Origin of the sequence: Sphingomonas sp. EC-HK361 (assembly GCF_902498785.1) — a bacterium.
Lineage (GTDB): Bacteria > Pseudomonadota > Alphaproteobacteria > Sphingomonadales > Sphingomonadaceae > Sphingomonas.
In genome coordinates this window covers 1,748,006-1,767,750 of record NZ_LR701494.1, presented here as the reverse complement: position 1 = coordinate 1,767,750, position 19,745 = coordinate 1,748,006, and the positions used below count along the sequence as shown (strand labels likewise).

The 19,745-nt window shown below is 66.4% G+C and carries 20 protein-coding genes; 5 read left to right on the top strand and 15 right to left on the bottom strand.

Features of this window, described 5'->3' with window-relative positions:
- Complete coding sequence (locus BOS5A_RS15975; protein WP_234419385.1) at positions 1 to 1,260, top strand: hypothetical protein; 1,260 nt, start codon at positions 1 to 3, stop codon at positions 1,258 to 1,260.
- Here the strand turns inward: BOS5A_RS15975 and BOS5A_RS15970 are convergent.
- From BOS5A_RS15970 to cyoA, 7 genes are all read right to left on the bottom strand, one after another.
- Positions 1,257 to 1,784, bottom strand: coding sequence for a response regulator transcription factor (locus BOS5A_RS15970; protein WP_151955871.1), 528 nt, complete (start codon positions 1,782 to 1,784; stop codon positions 1,257 to 1,259). The genes BOS5A_RS15975 and BOS5A_RS15970 overlap by 4 nt on opposite strands.
- Positions 1,777 to 3,018 carry an ATP-binding protein gene (locus tag BOS5A_RS15965; protein ID WP_151955870.1) on the bottom strand — a complete coding sequence of 414 codons (1,242 nt, stop codon included), beginning with the start codon at positions 3,016 to 3,018 and terminating at the stop codon, positions 1,777 to 1,779. The genes BOS5A_RS15970 and BOS5A_RS15965 overlap by 8 nt, the downstream gene beginning before the upstream one ends.
- 84 nt (positions 3,019 to 3,102) lie before the next feature.
- Entirely contained in the window at positions 3,103 to 3,924 is an 822-nt protein-coding gene (locus tag BOS5A_RS15960; protein ID WP_151955869.1) for an SURF1 family protein, read from the bottom strand.
- Positions 3,924 to 4,352, bottom strand: coding sequence for a cytochrome o ubiquinol oxidase subunit IV (cyoD, locus tag BOS5A_RS15955; RefSeq protein WP_151955868.1), 429 nt, complete (start codon positions 4,350 to 4,352; stop codon positions 3,924 to 3,926). The genes BOS5A_RS15960 and cyoD overlap by 1 nt, the downstream gene beginning before the upstream one ends.
- Positions 4,349 to 4,960: a cytochrome o ubiquinol oxidase subunit III gene (gene cyoC, locus BOS5A_RS15950; protein WP_151955867.1), complete on the bottom strand. Its 612-nt coding sequence runs from the start codon at positions 4,958 to 4,960 to the stop codon at positions 4,349 to 4,351. Before cyoC ends, cyoD begins: the two co-directional genes overlap by 4 nt.
- A 36-nt stretch (positions 4,961 to 4,996) precedes the next feature.
- Positions 4,997 to 6,997, bottom strand: a complete 2,001-nt coding sequence (cyoB, locus tag BOS5A_RS15945) for a cytochrome o ubiquinol oxidase subunit I (protein ID WP_151955866.1) — start codon at positions 6,995 to 6,997, stop codon at positions 4,997 to 4,999.
- Between the two features lie 4 nt (positions 6,998 to 7,001).
- Complete coding sequence (gene cyoA / locus BOS5A_RS15940) at positions 7,002 to 8,102, bottom strand: ubiquinol oxidase subunit II (RefSeq protein WP_151955865.1); 1,101 nt, start codon at positions 8,100 to 8,102, stop codon at positions 7,002 to 7,004.
- Positions 8,103 to 8,327: 225 nt separating this feature from the next.
- Between cyoA and BOS5A_RS15935 the strand changes: the two genes are divergently transcribed.
- Entirely contained in the window at positions 8,328 to 9,647 is a 1,320-nt protein-coding gene (locus BOS5A_RS15935) for an MFS transporter (RefSeq protein ID WP_151955864.1), read from the top strand.
- Positions 9,648 to 9,717: 70 nt separating this feature from the next.
- Complete coding sequence (locus BOS5A_RS15930; protein WP_151955863.1) at positions 9,718 to 10,455, top strand: Crp/Fnr family transcriptional regulator; 738 nt, start codon at positions 9,718 to 9,720, stop codon at positions 10,453 to 10,455.
- Between the two features lie 137 nt (positions 10,456 to 10,592).
- Here BOS5A_RS15930 and BOS5A_RS16205 read toward each other — a convergent pair whose 3' ends face one another.
- Genes BOS5A_RS16205 through BOS5A_RS15920 form a run of 3 tightly spaced genes read right to left on the bottom strand, consistent with a single transcriptional unit; the run spans position 10,593 to position 12,206 of the window.
- Positions 10,593 to 11,039: a cytidine deaminase gene (locus tag BOS5A_RS16205; RefSeq protein ID WP_234419384.1), complete on the bottom strand. Its 447-nt coding sequence runs from the start codon at positions 11,037 to 11,039 to the stop codon at positions 10,593 to 10,595.
- The gene (locus BOS5A_RS16200) at positions 11,036 to 11,713 is read right to left on the bottom strand and encodes a glycoside hydrolase family 25 protein (protein WP_234419382.1); all 678 of its coding nucleotides are present in this window, start codon (positions 11,711 to 11,713) and stop codon (positions 11,036 to 11,038) included. The genes BOS5A_RS16205 and BOS5A_RS16200 overlap by 4 nt, the downstream gene beginning before the upstream one ends.
- Positions 11,714 to 11,723: 10 nt before the next feature.
- On the bottom strand, positions 11,724 to 12,206 hold the full coding sequence (locus BOS5A_RS15920; RefSeq protein WP_151955861.1) for a UPF0262 family protein: 483 nt from the start codon (positions 12,204 to 12,206) through the stop codon (positions 11,724 to 11,726).
- A gap of 88 nt (positions 12,207 to 12,294) precedes the next feature.
- On the opposite strand from BOS5A_RS15920, the gene BOS5A_RS15915 reads away from it, so the two are divergent.
- Positions 12,295 to 13,785, top strand: coding sequence for a replicative DNA helicase (locus BOS5A_RS15915; protein WP_151955860.1), 1,491 nt, complete (start codon positions 12,295 to 12,297; stop codon positions 13,783 to 13,785).
- A gap of 4 nt (positions 13,786 to 13,789) precedes the next feature.
- Positions 13,790 to 14,239: a cupin domain-containing protein gene (locus tag BOS5A_RS15910; protein WP_151955859.1), complete on the top strand. Its 450-nt coding sequence runs from the start codon at positions 13,790 to 13,792 to the stop codon at positions 14,237 to 14,239.
- 149 nt (positions 14,240 to 14,388) lie between these two features.
- Here the strand turns inward: BOS5A_RS15910 and BOS5A_RS15905 are convergent, their stop codons facing one another.
- The 5 genes from BOS5A_RS15905 to BOS5A_RS15885 form a co-directional block, all read right to left on the bottom strand.
- Entirely contained in the window at positions 14,389 to 15,147 is a 759-nt protein-coding gene (locus BOS5A_RS15905) for a phosphoadenylyl-sulfate reductase (RefSeq protein WP_151955858.1), read from the bottom strand.
- Positions 15,140 to 15,574 (bottom strand): DUF934 domain-containing protein, encoded by a 435-nt coding sequence (locus BOS5A_RS15900; RefSeq protein ID WP_151955857.1) that lies wholly within the window; start codon positions 15,572 to 15,574, stop codon positions 15,140 to 15,142. The genes BOS5A_RS15905 and BOS5A_RS15900 overlap by 8 nt, the downstream gene beginning before the upstream one ends.
- Positions 15,567 to 17,222: a nitrite/sulfite reductase gene (locus tag BOS5A_RS15895; RefSeq protein WP_151956046.1), complete on the bottom strand. Its 1,656-nt coding sequence runs from the start codon at positions 17,220 to 17,222 to the stop codon at positions 15,567 to 15,569. The genes BOS5A_RS15900 and BOS5A_RS15895 overlap by 8 nt, the downstream gene beginning before the upstream one ends.
- A 140-nt stretch (positions 17,223 to 17,362) precedes the next feature.
- The gene (gene ubiB / locus BOS5A_RS15890; RefSeq protein WP_151955856.1) at positions 17,363 to 18,841 is read right to left on the bottom strand and encodes a 2-polyprenylphenol 6-hydroxylase; all 1,479 of its coding nucleotides are present in this window, start codon (positions 18,839 to 18,841) and stop codon (positions 17,363 to 17,365) included.
- Between the two features lie 127 nt (positions 18,842 to 18,968).
- Positions 18,969 to 19,700, bottom strand: coding sequence for a class I SAM-dependent methyltransferase (locus tag BOS5A_RS15885; RefSeq protein ID WP_151955855.1), 732 nt, complete (start codon positions 19,698 to 19,700; stop codon positions 18,969 to 18,971).
- Between the last annotated feature and the right edge of the window lie 45 nt (positions 19,701 to 19,745).

The following is a 19,745-nucleotide window of genomic DNA, read 5'->3' as shown; positions in this document are numbered from 1 at the left end:
ATGACGATGACACGTTGCATCGCGGCCGTGGCCGCGCTGGTCACGCCGTGCGCGGCATTCGCGCAGGACTCGGTGATGGTGCCCTATGGGGGCGGCAATCCGACGCCCGTTGCGCAGGCGCCCGCCGATACCGGCGATTCGCCGGAGGACATCGCGAAGGACGCGGCGCGCGACCTCAAGGACAGCCGCTTCTACAACAAGCCCGGCGCGACGCGCGCGCAATATGATGCCGACTGGCAGCGTTGCCGCCTGATCGCACGCGGATCGCGCACGCCTGCGGGGATGGTACCCTATTACTATAATCCCGCGGTGATTTCGCCGCTGGCAGCCGGGATCGGCGGTGGACTGGGCGGGTTGCTGGGCGCGGCCATCGCAGAAGGGCAGCAGCGCCGCGCGAACCGGCGGGCGTGCCTGCTCATCGGCGGCTGGCGCATGGTCGAAGTGCCGAATGCGGAGCAGGCGCGCGTCGCGGCGATGACCGATGCCGATCGCAGCGCCTATTTCGACACGATCGTCGGCGCGAAGGACGTGAAGGGCGAGGTCACCGAACGGACCAGCTTCTCGCTTGCTGCCGACCCGGCGCTCGCGCTCGACGCGCCGGTCGCCGGTTCGCCCACCGTCTTTGCCGGCAAGAAGATCGACCCGAAGGCGCCGATCCTGCTCGGCCCGGACGAGGGGCTCGTCGTCGTCGCGTTCCGCCGCCCCGACGCCGGCAGCGCGGGGCGGACGGGCCAGTTCATGATGGCGCGCTATGACGTGACGGCGCGTGACCGGGTGTACCAACCGCGCGATTGGAAGAAGAAGGGCGACAAGACGACCTATGCCATGACCGCGAAGAGCGCGGACAAGAAGGCGCCCTATGAGGTGCAGGTGCTGCGGATGACCGCCGGCGATTATGTGATCGATTCAAGCGCCACCGGGTCGCTGGTGCCCGCGACGACCAACTGCTTCGGCGCGCCGACCTTCCATGTCGGGGCCGGCGAGACGGTCTATCTCGGCGATTTCATTCCCTTTTGGAACGTGAAGACCGCGAGCGGCGCGGTCTCCGCTCTCGCCTGGGCGCCGCACCTCGAGGAGGCGCGCACGGCACTTGCCACTGCGCAGCCTACACTGGCGAGCGCGATGAAGACGGCGACGTGGCGCAACCGCGCGACCTATGCCTGTGCCGGGCTCACGATGGACCGGTTTGACCTGCCGGGGGTGGAGGCGCTCCCCGAGCCGGCGTTGCAGGGCGCGACGGCGGCAGCGGCGACCTCCTAGCGGACGTGGCGCTTCTCCAGCTTCCGCGCGAGCGTCCGGCGGTGCATGCCGAGGCGCCGCGCGGCTTCGGAGATGTTGAAATCGGTTTCCGCGAGCACTTCGTGGATGCGTTCCCATTCCAGCGTCTTGATCGACGTCGGCTGCGCGGAGATCGCCGCGTCGGTGTTACCTTGCGTCAGCCCGAACGCGGCTTCGATATCGTCGGTATTGGCGGGTTTGGTGAGATAGTGCGTCGCGCCGAGCTTCACCGCCTCGACCGCAGTCGCGATCGACGCGAAGCCGGTCAGGACGACGATCCGGATGTCGGGATCGTGCGCATGCAGCGCCTCGACACAGGTCAGTCCGGATGCGCCGCCGAGCCGGAGATCGACGACGGCGAAGTGGGGCGCGAAGCCGAGCGCGTCGGCGACGCCGGCCGCGGTATCGACGGTGCGCACGATATAGCCGCGACGCTCGAACGAGCGGGCGAGGGTGCGCGAGAAGGTGGCGTCGTCCTCGACGATCAGCAGGCGGCGGTCAGCCATCGGCATCCTCGCGTGTCGCGAGCGCGGCGAGGGGGAGGACGAGCGTCACCTCGGCGCCGCCGCCGGCGCGGTTGGCCGCCTCCACCGTGCCGCCGAGGGTGCGCAGCGTGTTGACGGTCAGGAACAGGCCAAGCCCGGCGCCGTGGCGCACCTTGGTCGTCTGATAGGGCGTGCCGATCGTATCGAGCATCGCGGGCGGGAAGCCGCCGCCATTGTCGCTGGCGGTGATGCGCAGATCGCCGTCCGCATCCTCGATCCGCAGCGTCACGCGCGTAGCACCGGCGTCCGCGGCATTTTCCAGCAGGTTGGTGATCGCCTGCGCAAGCGCGCGGTCGGCGACGATCGCGTGGTCGAGGGTCAGCCGGTCGTCGAGCACCGCGATCTCGCGCCGCCCGCTGCTCCAGCCATCGACGATGGCGGCAACGAAGGCGCGCAGCGTCGTGCGCACCGGGTCCTGACCGGTCACCTCGCCGGCGGCGAAAAGGATGCCCGACAGGATATCCTTGCAGCGCGCAAGCTCGGCCTGCATGTCGGCAAGCTCGGCGGACAGCCGCGTGTCGCGCGCTATCAGCGGGTCCTGCCGCCAGTCGCCCAGGATGACCGACAGCGACGCGAGCGGCGTGCCCAGCTCGTGCGCGGCGCCCGACGCAAGCAGGCCCATGCGGACGATCTGTTCCTCCTCGGCGGCGCGCTTGCGCATCTCGGCGAGGTGTCCGTCGCGCGCGCGCAGGTTCGCGGCGATCCGGGTGACGAACAGCACCAGCAGACAGGCGGCGAGGATGAAGTTGATCCAGCTGCCGACGATGAAGGGCGGGCTGATCGGGTTGGCGTAGGGCGCGGGCAAGGCAAGCGGGCGGTAGAGCGTCATCAGCACCGCGAACGCGCTGCACGTCAGCACGACGATCGCCCAGCTATACGCCGCCTCCAGCAGCACCGCGCCGAGCACGACCTGGAGGAGATAGAGCGAGATGAACGGGTTGGTCGCCCCGCCGCTCCAGTAGAGGTTGAGCGTCAGCGCCGCGAAGTCGCAGAGCAACGTGCCGAACAGCTCGACCGTGCGCACCGCACGGCGCTGGAGCAGCGCCAGCGTCGCGAGGTTGAGCAAGACGAGCGCCGCGAGCACGAGCAGCATCGGCACCACGGGAAGAGGAATGCCGAAAATGCGGTTGGCGACGAGTATGGTGCCGAGCTGGCCGGCAACCGCGAGCCAGCGCAGATGGGTGAGCAGCAGCATGTTGCGGCTGCTCGCGTCCTCGGCCGACCAACGCCGGCGGGGCTTTTCGGATTCTGCGGGCGGCGCTGGCGTCACGCAGCCGGATTACGCCGAGGCGCGCACGCGTGTCACGCGCCACGTCATGAAGGCGATCAGCGCGGCGAGGCCGAACCAGGTGAAGGCGTAGACGAGGTGGTTGTTCGGGAAGCGCACCACCGTCATGCCACCGCGCGGGACGAGCTGGCCGGGGGTGGCATCGGCATCGATGAAGTAGGGGGCGGTGGACGACATGCCGCGTTCAGTGCAGTCTTCGCTCATCGCGCTATCCTTACCCTTCCCACCGCCTGCGGCGGCGGGCCCCTTCCCTCTCCCAGTGGGAGAGGGAGGGAGCGGCGAAGCCGCGGAAGGGTGAGGACAGCGCCGAAAGGCACTGGTGATCGCCGCCACGTCACGCGAATACCAGCGGCCCTCCGACGGCACGTTGTCGCGCAGAAAGCCGCCTTTCGGCTCCGTGAGACGCAGTAGCCCGGTGACGGTGACCGGGCCAGTCGGCGGCGTCAGGTCCCGCTTGTCCTCGAGCGCCACGAACCCGCGATTGATGAGGACGGTGAAGCCGCGGCTGGTGTCGAGCGGGGCCATCACCCAGAAGCCGCCGCCAAGCTGTGTCGTCGCCTGGGTGAGCACCGGTTTCACTGGCCGCCAGGTGCCCTCCACCCGCACGCGGGTGTAGGCGTGGTCCGTGCCGATCCGGGGCCAGCGATCCGGCCCCGGCGCGGCGACGGGCGGGGCGGCGAGGCGGTGTTCGACCTGCGCGATCAGCGCCAGCTTCCACGTCCGCCGCTGGATCTGCCATATCCCTAGCGCGCACAGCGCCGCGACGAGCAGCAACAGCGCGGCGGCAAGCAGGGGCCTGCGCCGCGCCACCATCACATCGCGCCCGCGTCCCCGGCGGACATCGTCATGTTGCCGCCCATGTCCATGCCCGACGGCATCATGTTGGTGGTCATGTGATACATCACCCACAGCGTGCCGGTCAGCGCGATGACGACGAGGATGACGGTGAAGATCAGCGCCATCATCGTCCAGCCATGTTCGGACTTCGAGTTCATGTGCAGGAAATAGATCATGTGGACGATAATCTGCGCGAAGGCGAAGACCATCACGATCCCGGCGATAACGCGCGGATCGGCGAACGCCCTGGTCATCACCAGCGCGAAGGGGATCGCGGTGAGCACGACCGACAGCAGAAAGCCGATGACGTAATCGCGCATCGTTCCGTGACCGTGAGCCATGCCGTCGGCATGATGGTCGTGCGGCGTATCGGGGTGCCCGTGGGGCTGGGCGGGCGCGCTCATCGCAGGACTCCGAGCAGGTAGACGAAGGTGAAGACGCCGATCCAGATGACGTCGAGGAAGTGCCAGAACAGCGACAGGCACATCAGCCGGCGGGTATTGTCCGCGCCCAGCCCGCGGCGCGCGACCTGGACCATCAGCGTGACCAGCCAGATCAGGCCGCAGGTGACGTGGAGCCCGTGGGTGCCGACAAGCGTGAAGAAGGACGACAGGAACGCGCTGCGCTGCGGCCCGGCGCCTTCGTGGATCAAATTCGCGAACTCGTAGAGCTCGATGCCCAGGAACGCCGCGCCGAAGAGCCCGGTGATCGCGAGCCAGATCAGCGTGCCGCGTATCTTCCCCGCCTGCGTCGCCAGCATCGCAAAGCCGTAGGTGATCGACGAGAACAGCAGCATCGCGGTGTTGAGCGCGACGAGCGGCAGCTCGAAAATCTCCGACGGGCGCGGACCGCCGGCATAGCTGGCGCCGTAGACCCCCCAGCATGCGAAGAGCATCGCGAAGATGAGGCAGTCGCTCATCAGATACATCCAGAAGCCGATCATCGTGCTCCCGCCGGGGGCGTGATCGTGCTCGTCGGACAGATGGAAAACCTTGGGGAAGGCTTCGGTCATAGCCGGCTCGTTGGGTGCAGCCGTCGTGTTCACGCGTCAGGCTCCTGCATTCGCGAGGAGGCGGGTGCGGGCGCTTTCGGTTTCGATCACCTTTTCCACCGGGATGTGGAAATCGCGGTCGTAGTTGAAGCTGTGATAGATCGCGTAGCCGACCGCGCCGAGAAAACCGATCGCCGCCATCCACCAGATATACCAGATCATGCCGAAGCCGCCGACCAGACTCGCGCCGGCGATGACCAGCCCCGCTTCGGTGTTCTTTGGCATGTGGATCGGCCGGAACCCCTCGACCGGGCGCTGATAGGCGCAGTCCTTCATGTCGTACCACGCGTCCAGATCGTGGACGACGGGGGTGAACGCGAAATTATATTCCGGCGGCGGCGACGAGGTCGCCCATTCCAGCGTGCGCCCGTTCCACGGATCGCCCGTCATGTCGCGCAGCGCCTCGCGGTTCTTGAACGAGACGTAGAGCTGCATCAGGAACGCGGCGATGCCGACCGCGATGATCGCCGCACCGATCGCCGCGATCACAAACCAGATCTGCAAGCTCGGGTCGTCGAAGTGGCGCAGGCGGCGGGTGATGCCCATCAACCCAAGCACGTAGAGCGGGGTGAAGGCGACCCAGAAGCCGACGACCCAGCACCAGAAGCTCACCAGCCCCCATTTGCGATCGAGCTTGTAGCCGAACGCCTTGGGGAACCAGTAGTTGATGCCGGCGAACATTCCGAACAGCACACCACCGATGATGACGTTGTGGAAGTGCGCGACCAGGAACAGCGAGTTGTGCAGCACGAAGTCGGCGGACGGCACCGCGAGCAGCACGCCCGTCATCCCGCCCACCGTGAAGGTCACCATGAACGCGACCGTCCACATCATCGGCAGTTCGAAGCGGATGCGCCCGCGATACATGGTGAACAGCCAGTTGAAGATCTTCGCCCCTGTCGGGATCGAGATGATCATCGTCGTGATGCCGAAGAACGAGTTGACGCTCGCCCCCGACCCCATCGTGAAGAAATGGTGGAGCCACACGAGATACGACAGGATCGTGATGACGAGCAGCGCGTAGACCATCGAGGTATAGCCGAAGAGCCGCTTGCCACTGAACGTCGACGTGATCTCGCTGAAGACGCCGAAGGCGGGCAGGATCAGAATGTAGACTTCGGGATGGCCCCAGATCCAGATGAGGTTTGTATACATCATCGGATTGCCACCAAGCGTGTTGGTGAAGAAGTTCGTGCCGACATACCGGTCGAGGCTCAAGAGCGCGAGGACCGCGGTGAGGATCGGGAAGGCGGCGACGATCAGGATGTTGGTGGTCAGCGCCGACCAGGTGAAGATCGGCATCTGCATCAGCCCCATGCCCGGCGCGCGCATCTTGATGATGGTCGCAACCAGGTTGACGCCGGAGAGGAGCGTGCCGACGCCGGCGATCTGCAAGGCCCAGATATAGTAATCGACCCCGACATCGGGCGAGTAATCGAGCCCGGAGAGCGGCGCCATCGCGAGCCAGCCGGTGCGCGCGAACTCGCCGATGAACAGGCTCGCCATCACCAGCATCGCGCCCGCGGTCGTCATCCAGAAGCTGAAATTGTTGAGAAACGGAAAGCTCACGTCGCGCGCGCCGATCTGGAGCGGCACGACATAGTTCATCAGGCCGGTGACGAGCGGCATCGCGACGAAGAAGATCATGATCACGCCGTGCGCGGTGAACACCTGATCGTAATGATGCGCGTTCAGATACCCCTCGTTCGATCCGAACGCGATCGCCTGCTGCCCGCGCATCATGATCGCGTCCGCGAAGCCGCGCAGCAGCATGACGATGCCGAGCACAATGTACATCACGCCGATCTTCTTGTGATCGACGCTGGTGAACCACTCCTTCCAGAGATAGCCCCAGACCCTGAAATAGGTGAGCGCGCCGAGCAGCGCGACGCCGCCGATCGCGACCGCGACGAACGTGCCGACGACGATCGGTTCGTGCAGCGGCAGCGATTCCAGGCTGAGGCGGCCGAAGATCAGGCGGGTGAGGGTTTCGGACATCGGATCAGGCCTTTGCGAGGACGGCGGAGGTGCCGGGCCGCTGGATGTTCAGGGTCATGTTCTGGTTGGCGGGGGTGCCGGGCTGCCCGGTGCCGGGTGCCTGGCCGCGCCCGTCCGAGCCGCGTCGCTTCACCGGCGCGATCTCTTCGGGTGATTTCTGGAAGGCGCCCTTCGCCTTCGGTTTCTGGCTTTCGTTTGTCGGGACATGCTCCAGCACGGCACCGGGCTGCTGCATGTCGCGGCGCATCGTGTCGGCCATGCAGGGCGTGCCGGGACGGACGCACTGGTTCACCACCTTGTCGAAAAGACCCGGCGCGACCGACGTGAAGCCCATCGGCGGGACCTTCTCGCTTGGCTTTTCGAGCTGCAGATAGGTCGCGGTGTCGAGCGTCTTGCCCGTCGAGCGCGCGCTCGCCACCCAGCGGTCGAACCCCGCCTGGTCGAGCCCGCTGACCTTGAAGTGCATGTCGGAGAAGCCCGCGCCGCTGTAGTTGGACGAGAAGCCGTCGAAGGTGCCGGGCTTGTTGAGGACCGCGTGGAGCTTCGTCTCCATGCCGGGCATGGTGTAGATCATACCCGCCAGCGCCGGCACGTAGAAGGCGTTCATCACCGAGCTGGAGCTGAGCCGGAAACGGACCTGACGGTTTAACGGCAGCGCAAGCTGGTTGACCGTCGCGATGCCCTGTTCGGGGTAGATGAACAGCCATTTCCAGTCGAGCGCAACGACCTGGATTTCCAGCGGCTTGTCGGCCTTGTTCACCGGCGTGCCGCGCGCGATCTGCTGCAGCGGGCGATAGGGATCGAGCAGATGGGTGCTGACCCATGTCAGCGCGCCGAGCGCGATGACGATGAGCAGCGGCGCCGACCAGATGATGAGCTCCAGCCCGGTCGAGTGATCCCAGTTCGGCTCGTATTTCGCTTCCTCGTTCGACGCGCGGTATTTCCACGCGAACAGCACGGTCAACGCCATCACCGGAACGATGATGAGCAGCATGAGGCCGGTCGAGATCAGGACGAGATTCGCCTGCTGGCGTGCGACGTCGCCGCTGGGGTTCATCACGACCATGTCGCAGCCGGACAGCATCGCGACTCCGGCCAGTGCCATGACGAAACGGAAAGGGTGGGACCGCATCATGCGCGCCCACTAGGCTTTGCTGCGCGTGCGAACGATAGGACATTTTGTCCTATCCCCGCGGCGGCGGCGAGCGGGTATCGGGCACTCCCAAAGCGCGGATCACGTCTTGTGGCCGCGCGTTCAAGCCGCACGTCGGTGCGGAGCGGCCCTGCGGGCGGGGCTTGCATCCGGTGCCGAACAAGGAGCAGATACGACATGGCCACCGCGCATTCCGGTGAACTCGAAGCCGATGCCCGCCGCCTCAATGCGGACGGGCACGGCGTTCGTTCGGGCGAGATCGCGATCGGGGTCATCATCGGTCGTACCTCCGAATTCTTCGACTTCTTCGTCTATGCGATCGCCTCGGTCATCGTCTTTCCGACCGTCGTGTTTCCCTATGTCGATCGCCTGACGGGCACGCTCTACTCGTTCGCAATCTTTCCGCTCGCCTTTATCGCGCGGCCGCTCGGCAGCCTCATCTTCATGGCGGTCGACCGGAATTACGGGCGCGGAACGAAGCTGACCATCGCGCTGTTCCTGCTCGGCACGTCCACGGTGTCGATTGCCTTCCTACCCGCTTACGCGCAGGTCGGCCACTGGTCCGCGATCCTGCTGGCGACGTTTCGCATCGGGCAGGGCATCGCGCTGGGCGGCGCGTGGGATGGGCTTGCCTCGCTGCTCGCGCTCAACGTCTCCGAAAAGAAGCGCGGCTGGTATGCGATGATCCCGCAGCTGGGCGCCCCGCTCGGCCTGATCGTGGCATCGTCGCTCTTCGCGTTCAGCCTCGTCTTCGCGCCCTACGAGGATTTCATGGACTGGGGCTGGCGCTACCCGTTCTTCGTGGCGTTCGCGCTGAATGTCGTCGCGCTCTTCGCGCGGCTGCGCATGGTGGTGACGGCCGAATATAGCGACCTGTTCACCGCGCGCGAGTTGCAGCCGACCCGCGTGCTGCCGACGATCCGCAAGGAATGGGGTCACATCGTCATCGGCGCGTTCGCCCCGCTCGCCAGCTTCGCGCTGTTCCACATGGTCACCGTGTTTCCGCTGTCTTGGGTGCATCTCTACACGCAGGAGGCCGTGTCGCGGTTTCTGGTGATCGAGATCATCGGCGCGGTCTTCGGGCTTGGTGCGATCGTTGCCTCGGGGATGATCGCCGACCGGGTCGGCCGCCGCACGCTGCTCGGAGGATGTGCGGCGGCGATCGCGGCATTCAGCGGCTTCGCACCGCAGTTGCTCGCCGGCGGCGAGATAGGAGAGACGGTCTTCATGATCCTCGGTTTCATCCTGCTCGGCCTGTCCTTCGGCCAGTCCTCGGGCGTGGTTGCCTCCAATTTCGACAAGGAATCGCGCTATACCGGCTCGGCGCTCACCTCTGATCTCGCGTGGCTGTTCGGCGCCGGCTTCGCGCCGCTGGCGGCGCTGTTTCTGGCGAGCAAGTTCGGATTGATCGCGGCGGGCGGCTATCTTCTGTCGGGCGCGCTCGCTACGCTGGTCGCGCTGGCGCTCAACAAGGAGCTCGCAAGCCGCCTCGACTGATGACGCCCCCGAAATCGGGGCGTTTCGTCGTGTCGGGATTGATGCCAGAACGCGTTGGGGACCGTTGGCAATGTTGACCGATCTGTTTCTTGCCGGACGGGGGCGCGGCGTGATCTCGCCCGAGGATCTCGCGGCGCTCGACGCGATCGTGTCCGGACCGCACGAGGTGCCGGCGCGAACGACGCTGATCCGTCGCGGCGAGCCGGTCGAGCGCAGCACCTATCTGCTCGATGGCTATGTCTGCCGCTACATGGACGACCGGCAGGGGCACCGGCAGCTCGTCGCGATCCAGGTGCCGGGCGACTTCATCGATCTGCACGCCTATCCGATGAAGCGGCTGGATCACGATGTCGCGACGCTGGGGCCGGCGCGCGTCGCCTATGCCGATCACCGCGCGATCGACAAGCTGGTGCGCGAACGTCCGATGCTGACGCGCATGCTGTGGTATTCGACGCTGCTCGATGCCGCCATGCACCGCGAATGGATTTTCCGGCTGGGGCGCCTCGGTGCGAACGGCCGGATCGCGCATTTGATGTGCGAGCTCGACGTCCGCCTGTCGATGGTCGGCCTGTCGAAGGACGGGCGCTTCTCGCTGCCGATCACGCAGATGGACCTGGCCGAGGCGTGCGGCGTCACCAACGTCCATGCCAACCGCACGCTGCGCGCGCTGCGCGACCGCGATTTGATGACGTTCAAGTCCGGCGAGGTCGTGATCCACAACCTAAAGGCGCTGGCCGCGCTCGCCGAGTTCGAACCCGAATATCTGTATGCGGACTGGTCGGTCGATCTGTCGCAGGTAGAGGGGTGATCGTTTAGGAGTGCGCCGACCCTCATTGCCCGTCACCCCGGACTTGATCCGGGGTCCCGCTTGTTGCGGCGTGCCAAGGTAGCGAGACCCCGGATCAAGTCCGGGGTGACGCAGGATGGTGCGCTAATTCGCCCAGCCTAACGAACTCCCAGATCAGCTGGCCCGAACGCATCAGGGAGCAGCGCCGACAGCCGGTGGCTCTCGATCCGGTCGCCCTCGGCGCCGGCGCAGTGGACCTCGAGATCGCGTCCGCCAAGTTGCGCGGCCTCGTTCAGCACCTGCCGGCAACGACCGCAGGGACGAACGGGTGTGTCGCCCGTCGCGGCGCCGTGCGTGTCCATCAGCCCGCCGATGACCCCGATCGCCACGACATCGCGCAGCCGCCCGCGTGCGCTGACCTTCGCGATGGCGACCGTCTCAGCGCACAGCGACAGGCCGTAGCTCGCATTTTCTACGTTCGCGCCGCTTACGATCTCGCCGTCCGACAGCAGCACCGCCGCGCCGACCGCGAAACGCGAATAGGGGGCGTGGGCGTGGACGGCGGCCGCGCGCGCCGCCGCGATCAGGGTTTCCGCCTCGGTCACTGTGCCGTCTCCATCTTCACCACGTCCCAATTGACCGGCCCGTCGATGCCCTCGATCCGGCGGAAGTCGCTCGCCCGCCACATCCGCCAGCCATGCGCCGGATAGCCGGGTTTCAGGCCGTTGCCCATCGCCCACACGCCGCGCGGCAGCGCGCTCGACAGGTCGTAGTCGCGATCGACGGCGCGGCTGATGAGGAGGAGCGCGGGCTTGCCGGTGTGCGTTTCGACGATCGTCAGGAATCGCTTCAAATCCGCGACAAACGCGGCCGGCTGCGGTCGATCGGCACAGCCGGGGTCGTAGGCGATTTCGACAGCGGGGGGCAGGGCGCCCGGCGCGCGTGGGACAACGGTGTTGAAGGCATTCGCCTGATCGACCGCGTCCTCGCAAAGAGAATACACGTGAATCGCGCCGCGCCGCAGCCCGGCGGCGGCGCTGTCGCTCCAGTTCGTCTCGAACCGCGAGTCCCGGTGGCGTGCGCCGGCGGTCGCGACGATATAGGCGAAGTCCGCGCCCGATCCCTTGACCAGCGGCCATTCGACCGCACCGTTCGCCTCGGACACGTCGACACCCTGCACGGGATAGGTTTCGGATGAAGGACGCCAGCCGATCGCGACTTGCCATGCCGCCATCGCGACGATGCCGGCCGCCGCCAGCACGGCGAGGATTCGCCACATCACGTCTTCCTCATCCCTTGATGTGCAGCACGCAGATGAGCGTGAAGAGGCGCCGCGCCGTGTCGAAATCGATCGCGATCTTGCCGTCCAGCCGCTCCTTCAGGAGCTCCGCCGCCTCGTTGTGGATGCCGCGCCGCGCCATGTCGACGGTTTCGATCTGCGCGGGCGTGGATTGGCGGATCGCCTGATAATAGCTGTCGCAAATCGCGAAATAATCCTTGATGGCGCGCCGGAAGCGGGCGAGCCCCAATATATGGGTTTCGAGCGGTGACTCGTCCTCGCGCTTCACCTCGAAGGCGAGCCGGCCTTCCTCGACGCTGATATGAAGCTTGTACGGGCCGGCATAGCCGTCCTCATGTTCGCGCTGCGGGGCGAAGTGGTTGCCCTCGATCAGGTCGAAGATCGCGATCCGACGCTCCTGCTCGATATCGGCCGAACGCCACAGGATCGTGCGTTCGTCGAGGGTGACATCGATGATCCGCGGATCGGCCATTGTCCGGCGATAGTCGGATGACGATGCGGCGACAATTATTCTCGTTATCCACAATTGAGGATGCCGGGGGATGGCGTAGAAGCCGGCCATGGCCACGCTTGCATTCCCGACGCCTGCCGAACCGCAGGGCCCGCAGCTTCCGCGCAACGTCGAGGCGGAGGCCGCGATGCTCGGCGCGATGATGATCGACAACCGGCTGGCCGACGACATCGTCGACCGGCTGGAGCCGCAGCATTTCTTCGAGCCCGTCCACGGCCGCATCTTCGCCGCGATCAAGACGCTGCGCAGCAACGACATGCTCGCGACGCCGGTGACGCTGCGCCCGATGTTCGAGGCGGACGAGGGGATGAAGGAGCTGGGCGGGCCGGCCTATCTCGCCAGCCTCACCGGATCGGGCGCCGGGCTGATCGGCGCGCGCCAGTTCGCGACGCAGATCTATGACCTGGCGATGCTGCGCGCGCTGGTGACGGTGGGGCGCACCCTCGTCGACCGCGCGATGGACACCTCGGAAGAGGTGAATCCGCGCGGCCAGATCGAGCTGGCCGAGGAGGAGCTGTTCAAGGTCGCGGCGGACGGCGGCGCGGAGAGCGCGGTCAAGACCTTCGCGCAGGCGACGACGATGGCGGTCAAGATGGCCGAGCGCGCGCTCAATTCGGGCGGCAACCTGTCGGGCGTCACGACCGGGCTCGATTCGATCAACGCCAAGATCGGCGGCATGCACCATTCGGACCTGATGATCCTCGCCGGCCGCCCGGGCATGGGCAAGACCTCGCTCGCCACCAACATCGCCTTCAACGCCGCGCGGCGGTGGATGCGCGACATGGCGGACGGGATCGCACCCGCCGATTCGGTCGGCGCCAAGGTCGCGTTCTTCAGCCTGGAAATGTCCGCCGACCAGCTCGCGACGCGTATCCTTGCCGAGCAATCGGGGATCAGCTCCGAGTCGCTGCGCATGGGCAAGATCAGCCGCGCCGAGTTCGGCCGGCTGGCGGCGGCGGCAGCGGAGCTCGAGAGCCTGCCGCTGTTCATCGACGATACCGGCGGGCTCTCGATCTCGTCGCTCCACACCCGCGTGCGGCGGCTTCAGCGGCGGCACAACAACGAGATCGGACTCGTGGTGGTCGACTATCTCCAGCTGCTGACCGGCGGCGGCAAGGGATCGAGCGAGAACCGCGTCCAGGAAATCTCCGAAATCTCGCGCGGGCTGAAGACGCTGGCGAAGGACATGAACGTGCCGGTGCTGGCGCTCTCCCAGCTCAGCCGCGCGGTCGAGCAGCGCGAGGACAAGCGCCCGCAGCTGTCGGACCTGCGCGAATCGGGATCGATCGAGCAGGATGCGGACATGGTCTGGTTCGTGTTCCGCGAGGATTATTACGTCGCGGCGAAGGAGCCGAAGCGCCCGGTCGAGGGGGACGATTCGAAAACGTTCGAGGACCACGCGAAATGGGCGACCGACATGGAGCGGGTTTACGGCCTCGCCGAGCTGATCGTCGCCAAGCAGCGCCACGGCGCGACCGGCAAGGTCGTGATGAAGTTCGACCCGACGATCACCCGATTCAGCGACTACGTGGGGTATTGAGCGGGTGCCGAAGATCGACCTCACCGCGATCGCGCCGATCACCGGCAGCGGCTACCCAGCGCCGTTCGACGATGCCGCGGGCGCTCGCCGCATCCTGCCGCTGGCAAAGGCGAGCGGCATCACCGATTTCGAGGTCAACCTGGTGACCCTGGGCGAGGGCGACTGGTCGAGCCAGCGCCACTGGCATGAGGGCGAGGACGAGTTCGTCGTGATCCTGTCGGGCGAGGCGACCTTGATCGACGATGCAGGCGAGACGGCCCTCGGCGCCGGCGATTGCGTCGCCTTTCCCAAGAGCGACGGCAATGGCCACCATCTGGTCGGCGGCGCGGGCGGGTGCACTTTCGTCGTATGGGGCGTGCCGGAATCGACGCCGTGCCATTATCCCGACATCGACCTGCTGCTGCCCGACGCGCGAACCGGGGTTTACACGCACAAGGATGGCACGCCTTATTAGAGCCGTATGACACGATCGAACCAACGTCACCCCGGACTTGATCCGGGGTCCCGCTAGTCAAGCGGCGCCAAGAAGCGGGACCCCGGATCAAGTCCGGGGTGACGGCTCAATGTGACGTCCTCAAGCCTCAAGCCGGCAGTCTGGTCGCCTCAGAACACCGGCTCCTCGCCCGGCTTTTCGGGCACATGGATGCCGCATTCCACCTTGTCCCAGCCGCGCCAGCGGCCGGCGCGGGGGTCTTCGCCGGGTTGAACCTTGGAGGTGCACGGCGCGCAGCCGATCGAGAGATAGCCTTGCGCTTCCAGCGGATGGCGGGGCAGGTCGTGCTCTTCGAAATAGGCGTCCAGCCTCGCCTTGTCCCAATCGGCGAGCGGGTTGAGTTTCAGCCGGCCCTCGTCCTCCTCGAACCGCGGGAGGGCCGTGCGGGTGCCGGACTGGAAGCCCTTGCGACCGGAAATCCACGCGTCGAACGGCGCCAGTGCGCGGCGCAGCGGCTCGACCTTGCGCAAATCGCAGCAGCCGTCGGGATCATAGGACCAGCGCAGGCCCGTCGCGTCCTTGTCCGCGAGCAGGCGCGGGTCGGGGCGATAGACGCGAAGGTCGGTGAAGCCGAGCCGCTCGCTGAGTTCGTCGCGATAGGCCAGCGTCTCGCCGAACATCTTCTGGGTGTTGGTGAAGATGACCGGGACGTCGCGATTCACTTGCGCGACCATATGCAGCAACACCGCCGATTCCGCCCCGAAGGACGAGACGGCGGCGATGCGCCCCTTGAGCTCGCCTGCGATCAAGTCAGCCAGCATGTCCTGCGCGGCTACGCCTTCGAACCGTGCCTGATACGCTGCCGCGTCCACCGCGGTGAAGGCGGGCGTCACGTCGATCATGTCGAGGGCGCGCGCCGCACTAGCCATGCCGCACCTTCCACACCGGAACGACGCCGTCGGCAGCCTTCTGGTAATGCGCGTCGTAGCGATCGAGGCTGCGCGCCAGCACGGCGGGATCGATCGGTGCCTCGGGCGCGAAGCTGTCGAACCCGCAGCGGCGCATGAAGGGGATTTGATCGACAAGGACGTCGCCCGCCGCGCGGAGTTCACCGGCATAGCCGCTCTCCCGCAAGACACGGGCCGACGAGTAGCCGCGGCCGTCACGAAAGGACGGAAAGCTCACCTCGATCAACGCCAGCTGGGCGAGGTGCGGAAGCAGCGCGCGTGCGTCGTCGCCGGCCTCGATCCGCACGGCGCCGGCATTGGTCTGCCCGGCGAGGAACGAGTCCAGCGTGACCGCCGGTTCGTCATGGGCGTCATCGTCGCGGAAGCGCAGCAGCGTATCCTCAACCATAGATCGCCTCCTTGAACGGCTCGAATCCGACGCGGCGATAGGTGTCGAGGAAGCGCTCGCCGTCCTCGCGCACCGCGACATATTTGTCGGTCACCCGCTCGATCGCATCGACGATGCCGTCCTCGGAGAAGCCGGGACCGGTGATCTTGCCGAGCGACACGTCCTCCGCGCCCGATCCGCCGAGGAGCAGTTGGTAGTTTTCGGTGCCCTTCCTGTCGACGCCGAGGATGCCGATGTGGCCGGCATGGTGGTGGCCGCACGCGTTGATGCAGCCCGAGATTTTCAGCTTCAGCTCACCCAGATCGCGCTGGCGGGCCGGATCGGCGAAGCGCGTCGCGATCTTCTGCGCGACGGGGATCGAGCGGGCGTTGGCGAGGCTGCAGTAATCGAGGCCGGGGCAGGCGATGATATCGCTGATGAGGTCGAGATTGGCTTCCGCCAGTCCCGCGTCGGTCAGCGCCTGCCATACAGTATAGAGGTCCGCCTTGCGGACATGCGGCAGAACGATGTTCTGCGCGTGAGTGACGCGCAGCTCGTCGAAGCTGTAGCGCTCGGCGAGATCGGCCATCACGTCGATCTGGTCGGCAGAGGCATCGCCGGGGATCTGGCCGATCGGTTTCAGGCTGATGTTGACGATCGCGCAGCCGGCTTGCTTGTGCGGGCGGACGTTCTGGGCAACCCAGAGCGCGAAGTCGGGGTCTTTCCCCCCGCTTGTGTCGAGCGAAGTCGAGACACGCTTCTCGACTTCGCTCGAAGCAAACGGAGGGGGGACGAACATCGCGGTGATCCGGGCGAGCTCGGCGGCGGGCGGATCGATGCCCAGCGCCTTTACCGAAACAAACTCCTCCTCGACCTGGCGACGGTATTCGTCCGCGCCGAGTTCGTGGATCAGGATCTTGATCCGCGCCTTGTAGATATTGTCGCGCCGGCCGTAGCGATTGTAGACGCGAAGGCACGCCTCGAGGTAGCTCATCAGGTCGTCGGCGGTGACGAAGTCCTTGATCTCGGGCGCGATCATCGGGGTGCGGCCCATGCCGCCGCCGACGAAGACCTTCGCGCCGAGAACGCCGTCTCGCTCGACGAGCTGGATGCCGATATCGTGGAGCCGCATCGCCGCGCGGTCCTCGTCCGAGGCGATCACCGCGATCTTGAACTTGCGCGGCAGATAGCTGAATTCGGGGTGGAAGGTGCTCCATTGCCGGATCATCTCCGCCCAGGGGCGCGGATCGGCCACTTCGTCCGCGGCGGCGCCGGCATATTGATCCGAACTGATGTTTCGGATGCAGTTGCCGCTCGTCTGGATGGCGTGCATCTCGACCGTCGCGAGGTCCGCGAGGATATCGGGCGCATCCTCCAGCTTGATCCAGTTATACTGGATGTTCTGCCGCGTGGTGAAATGGCCGTAGCCCCGGTCGTACTTGCGCGCGATGTGGCCGAGCATCCGCATCTGGCGGCTGTCGAGCGTGCCGTAGGGCACGGCGACGCGCAGCATGTAGGCGTGGAGCTGAAGATAGAGGCCGTTCATCAGCCGGAGCGGTTTGAACTGATCCTCGGTGATCTGCCCGGCGAGGCGGCGGCGGACCTGATCGCGGAATTCGTCGACGCGGGCATCGACGATCGCCTGGTCGTAGGTGTCGTAGCGGTACATTAGTTCGTCATTCCGGTAGGTTTCCATGTGCTCCCGCGAAGGCGGGAGCCCAGTCTGGATCCCCGCCTTCGCGGGGATACAATGGTTCGCTGGCAATCATATCACCCAGCTCCCCGCATCCGGATCGGCTGGTTTCAGCGTCAGGTCCGGCCGCACCGTTGGCCCCAGCGCGCGGATGCGGTCCTTGATGTGGGCGGGGCGGGGGCCTTCGGGCCGGGGGCGGGGAAATGCGCCTCGATCCGGCGGACGAGATCGGGCAGGCGGGCAAGCGTGCGGACATCGGCGACCAGCCGGTCGGCGATCGCGGCCTCGGGGCCGAGTTCGGTGCGGATCCAGTCTTCGACCACGGGACGTGCGGTATCCCACATGTTGATGTCGGGATCGAGCGCGGTCGCGACGCCTTCGACCATCACCATCGTCTTTTGCAGCAGCAGCAGATGCGGCTGGGTCTGCATGTCGAAATCGCGGGTGATCGCGAACAGCCCGTCGAGCATCATGCCGATCGACATGTCCTTGACCGGCAGCCCGCGCATCGGCTCGCCGACGGCGCGCAGCGCGGTCGCGAATTCGGCGACATTGTGGTGGGAAGGGACGTAGCCGGCTTCGAAATGGATTTCGGCGACGCGGCGGTAATTGCCGGTGATGAGGCCGTAGAGGATTTCGGCGAGCCACACTCGCGCCCGCCTGTCGATCCGCCCCATGATGCCGAAATCGATCGCCGCGATGCGGTTGCCGGGCAGCGCGAAGAGGTTGCCCTGGTGGAGATCGGCGTGGAAAAAGCCTTCCGCGATCGCTTGGCGCAGGAAGGCGTGGACGAGCGTGCGGGCGAGAATCGGCAGGTCGAACCCCGATGCGGCCAGCGCCGAACGATCGGACAGCTTGATGCCGTCGACCCATTCCAGCGTCAGCACTTTCGCCGTCGTGCGTTGCCAGTCGATCGCGGGGACGACGAAATCCGGTTCCGCCGTCATGCCCTCTGCGAGTTCGGAGGCGGAGGCCGCCTCGCGGCGCAGGTTCAACTCACGCGCGGTCCAGCGTTTGAAGGTTTCGATCGTGAGGCGCGGGCGCAGGCGCGATGCCTCGCCGCCCATCTGCTCGACCTGCGCCGCGGCCCATTCATAGGTGTCGATCGCACGCGCGAACTCGTCTTCGACGCCCGGGCGGATGACCTTCACCGCAACCTGGCGCCCTTCGGTCGTCACCGCGCGGTGGACCTGCGCGATCGAGGCGGCGCCCACGGGCGTTTCGTCGATCGACGCGAACAGCGCCTCCAGCGGACGCCCGAAGCTCGCCTCCATCGCGGGGCGGAGCGTGGCGAAGGGGATGGGGGGCAGGTCGTCCTGCAACCGCAGCAGATCGTGCGCGGCGGCGTCCCCGACCAGATCAGGGCGTGTCGCGAGCGTCTGGCCAAGCTTGATCGCGGCCGGGCCGATCGCCTGAAACGCGTCGGCATAGGCCGGCACCTTGGGAACGCGCGCGCCGAACCGCGCGATGCGCGCCAGCCGGCGGACGGGTGCGGGCGTGTTCGGATCGTGCTCGATCCCCTGCAACGCGCCGTGCCGCGCGAGAATGCGGCCCCATTTCAATAGGCGCCAGAGGTGGACGACCGACGGAGTCATGCGCTTGCTCCCCTCCCTGCAAGGGAGGGGATGGGGGTGGGTTGGTGTGAGGCGGTTGCGCCGTCCGCCAACAGGCCGACCCACCCCCGACCCCTCCCTTCCAGGGAGGGGAGGACCGGCAGTTTCATCAAATCTTCCAGCCGCTATGGATCGCGACGAGGCCGCCCAGCATCGGCTCGACCTTCGTCTGCACGAAACCGGCGCCGCGGATCATGGCCTCGAACGTCGGCATATCGGGGAAGCGGCGGATCGATTCGATGAGGTAGCGATAGCTGTCCTCGTCATTCGCCAGCAGCTTGCCGACCCGGGGGACGAGGCGATGCGAATAGCTGTCGTAGAGTTCCTTGAAGCCCGGCCAGACCGTCGTCGAGAATTCCAGGCAGAAGAAGCGCCCGCCACGCCGCAGCACGCGGTGCGCCTCGCGCAGGGCCTTCGGGATGTCGGTGACGTTCCGGATACCGAACGCGATGGTATAGGCATCGAAGAATTTGTCCGGGAAGGTCAGCGTCTCGGCATTCGCCTCGGTCCATACCAGGCCGTCAATACCGCGTTTGGCCGCGCGTTCCATGCCGACCTCGAGCATCGCCGGGTTGATGTCGGCAACGGTCACCTGCGCGCCCGATTTCTGCAGCCGAAACGCGATGTCGCCAGTGCCGCCGGCCATGTCGAGCAGCTGCTCGTCCGGGCGCGGGTTCACGCGGCGGACGAAGCGATCCTTCCACAAACGGTGCATGCCCCCCGACATGGCGTCGTTCATCAGGTCGTAGCGGCTGGCGACGCTGGCAAAGACACCGCCGACGCGCGCGGTCTTCTCGTCGGGGGCGATATCTTCGTAGCCGAAGGAGACGGTCTCGGTCATGGCGCAGCCCTAGCCGCGCCTTGTGGCCGGAGCAAACGCAACCTA

Excerpts from the sequence above, each read along its gene's own strand:
- ubiB (WP_151955856.1), bottom strand. The coding sequence starts at position 18,841 with ATGACTCCGTCGGTCGTCCACCTCTGGCGCCTATTGAAATGGGGCCGC.
- cyoC (WP_151955867.1), bottom strand. The coding sequence starts at position 4,960 with ATGACCGAAGCCTTCCCCAAGGTTTTCCATCTGTCCGACGAGCACGAT.
- BOS5A_RS15975 (WP_234419385.1), top strand. The coding sequence starts at position 1 with ATGACGATGACACGTTGCATCGCGGCCGTGGCCGCGCTGGTCACGCCG.
- BOS5A_RS15935 (WP_151955864.1), top strand. The coding sequence starts at position 8,328 with ATGGCCACCGCGCATTCCGGTGAACTCGAAGCCGATGCCCGCCGCCTC.
- BOS5A_RS15965 (WP_151955870.1), bottom strand. The coding sequence starts at position 3,018 with ATGCTGCTGCTCACCCATCTGCGCTGGCTCGCGGTTGCCGGCCAGCTC.
- BOS5A_RS15915 (WP_151955860.1), top strand. The coding sequence starts at position 12,295 with ATGGCCACGCTTGCATTCCCGACGCCTGCCGAACCGCAGGGCCCGCAG.
- cyoB (WP_151955866.1), bottom strand. The coding sequence starts at position 6,997 with ATGTCCGAAACCCTCACCCGCCTGATCTTCGGCCGCCTCAGCCTGGAA.
- BOS5A_RS15885 (WP_151955855.1), bottom strand. The coding sequence starts at position 19,700 with ATGACCGAGACCGTCTCCTTCGGCTACGAAGATATCGCCCCCGACGAG.
- BOS5A_RS15930 (WP_151955863.1), top strand. The coding sequence starts at position 9,718 with ATGTTGACCGATCTGTTTCTTGCCGGACGGGGGCGCGGCGTGATCTCG.
- BOS5A_RS15970 (WP_151955871.1), bottom strand. The coding sequence starts at position 1,784 with ATGGCTGACCGCCGCCTGCTGATCGTCGAGGACGACGCCACCTTCTCG.
- BOS5A_RS15895 (WP_151956046.1), bottom strand. The coding sequence starts at position 17,222 with ATGTACCGCTACGACACCTACGACCAGGCGATCGTCGATGCCCGCGTC.
- BOS5A_RS15960 (WP_151955869.1), bottom strand. The coding sequence starts at position 3,924 with ATGGTGGCGCGGCGCAGGCCCCTGCTTGCCGCCGCGCTGTTGCTGCTC.
- BOS5A_RS15905 (WP_151955858.1), bottom strand. The coding sequence starts at position 15,147 with ATGGCTAGTGCGGCGCGCGCCCTCGACATGATCGACGTGACGCCCGCC.
- BOS5A_RS16200 (WP_234419382.1), bottom strand. The coding sequence starts at position 11,713 with ATGTGGCGAATCCTCGCCGTGCTGGCGGCGGCCGGCATCGTCGCGATG.
- BOS5A_RS15920 (WP_151955861.1), bottom strand. The coding sequence starts at position 12,206 with ATGGCCGATCCGCGGATCATCGATGTCACCCTCGACGAACGCACGATC.
- cyoD (WP_151955868.1), bottom strand. The coding sequence starts at position 4,352 with ATGAGCGCGCCCGCCCAGCCCCACGGGCACCCCGATACGCCGCACGAC.
- BOS5A_RS15900 (WP_151955857.1), bottom strand. The coding sequence starts at position 15,574 with ATGGTTGAGGATACGCTGCTGCGCTTCCGCGACGATGACGCCCATGAC.
- cyoA (WP_151955865.1), bottom strand. The coding sequence starts at position 8,102 with ATGGCACTGGCCGGAGTCGCGATGCTGTCCGGCTGCGACATGGTCGTG.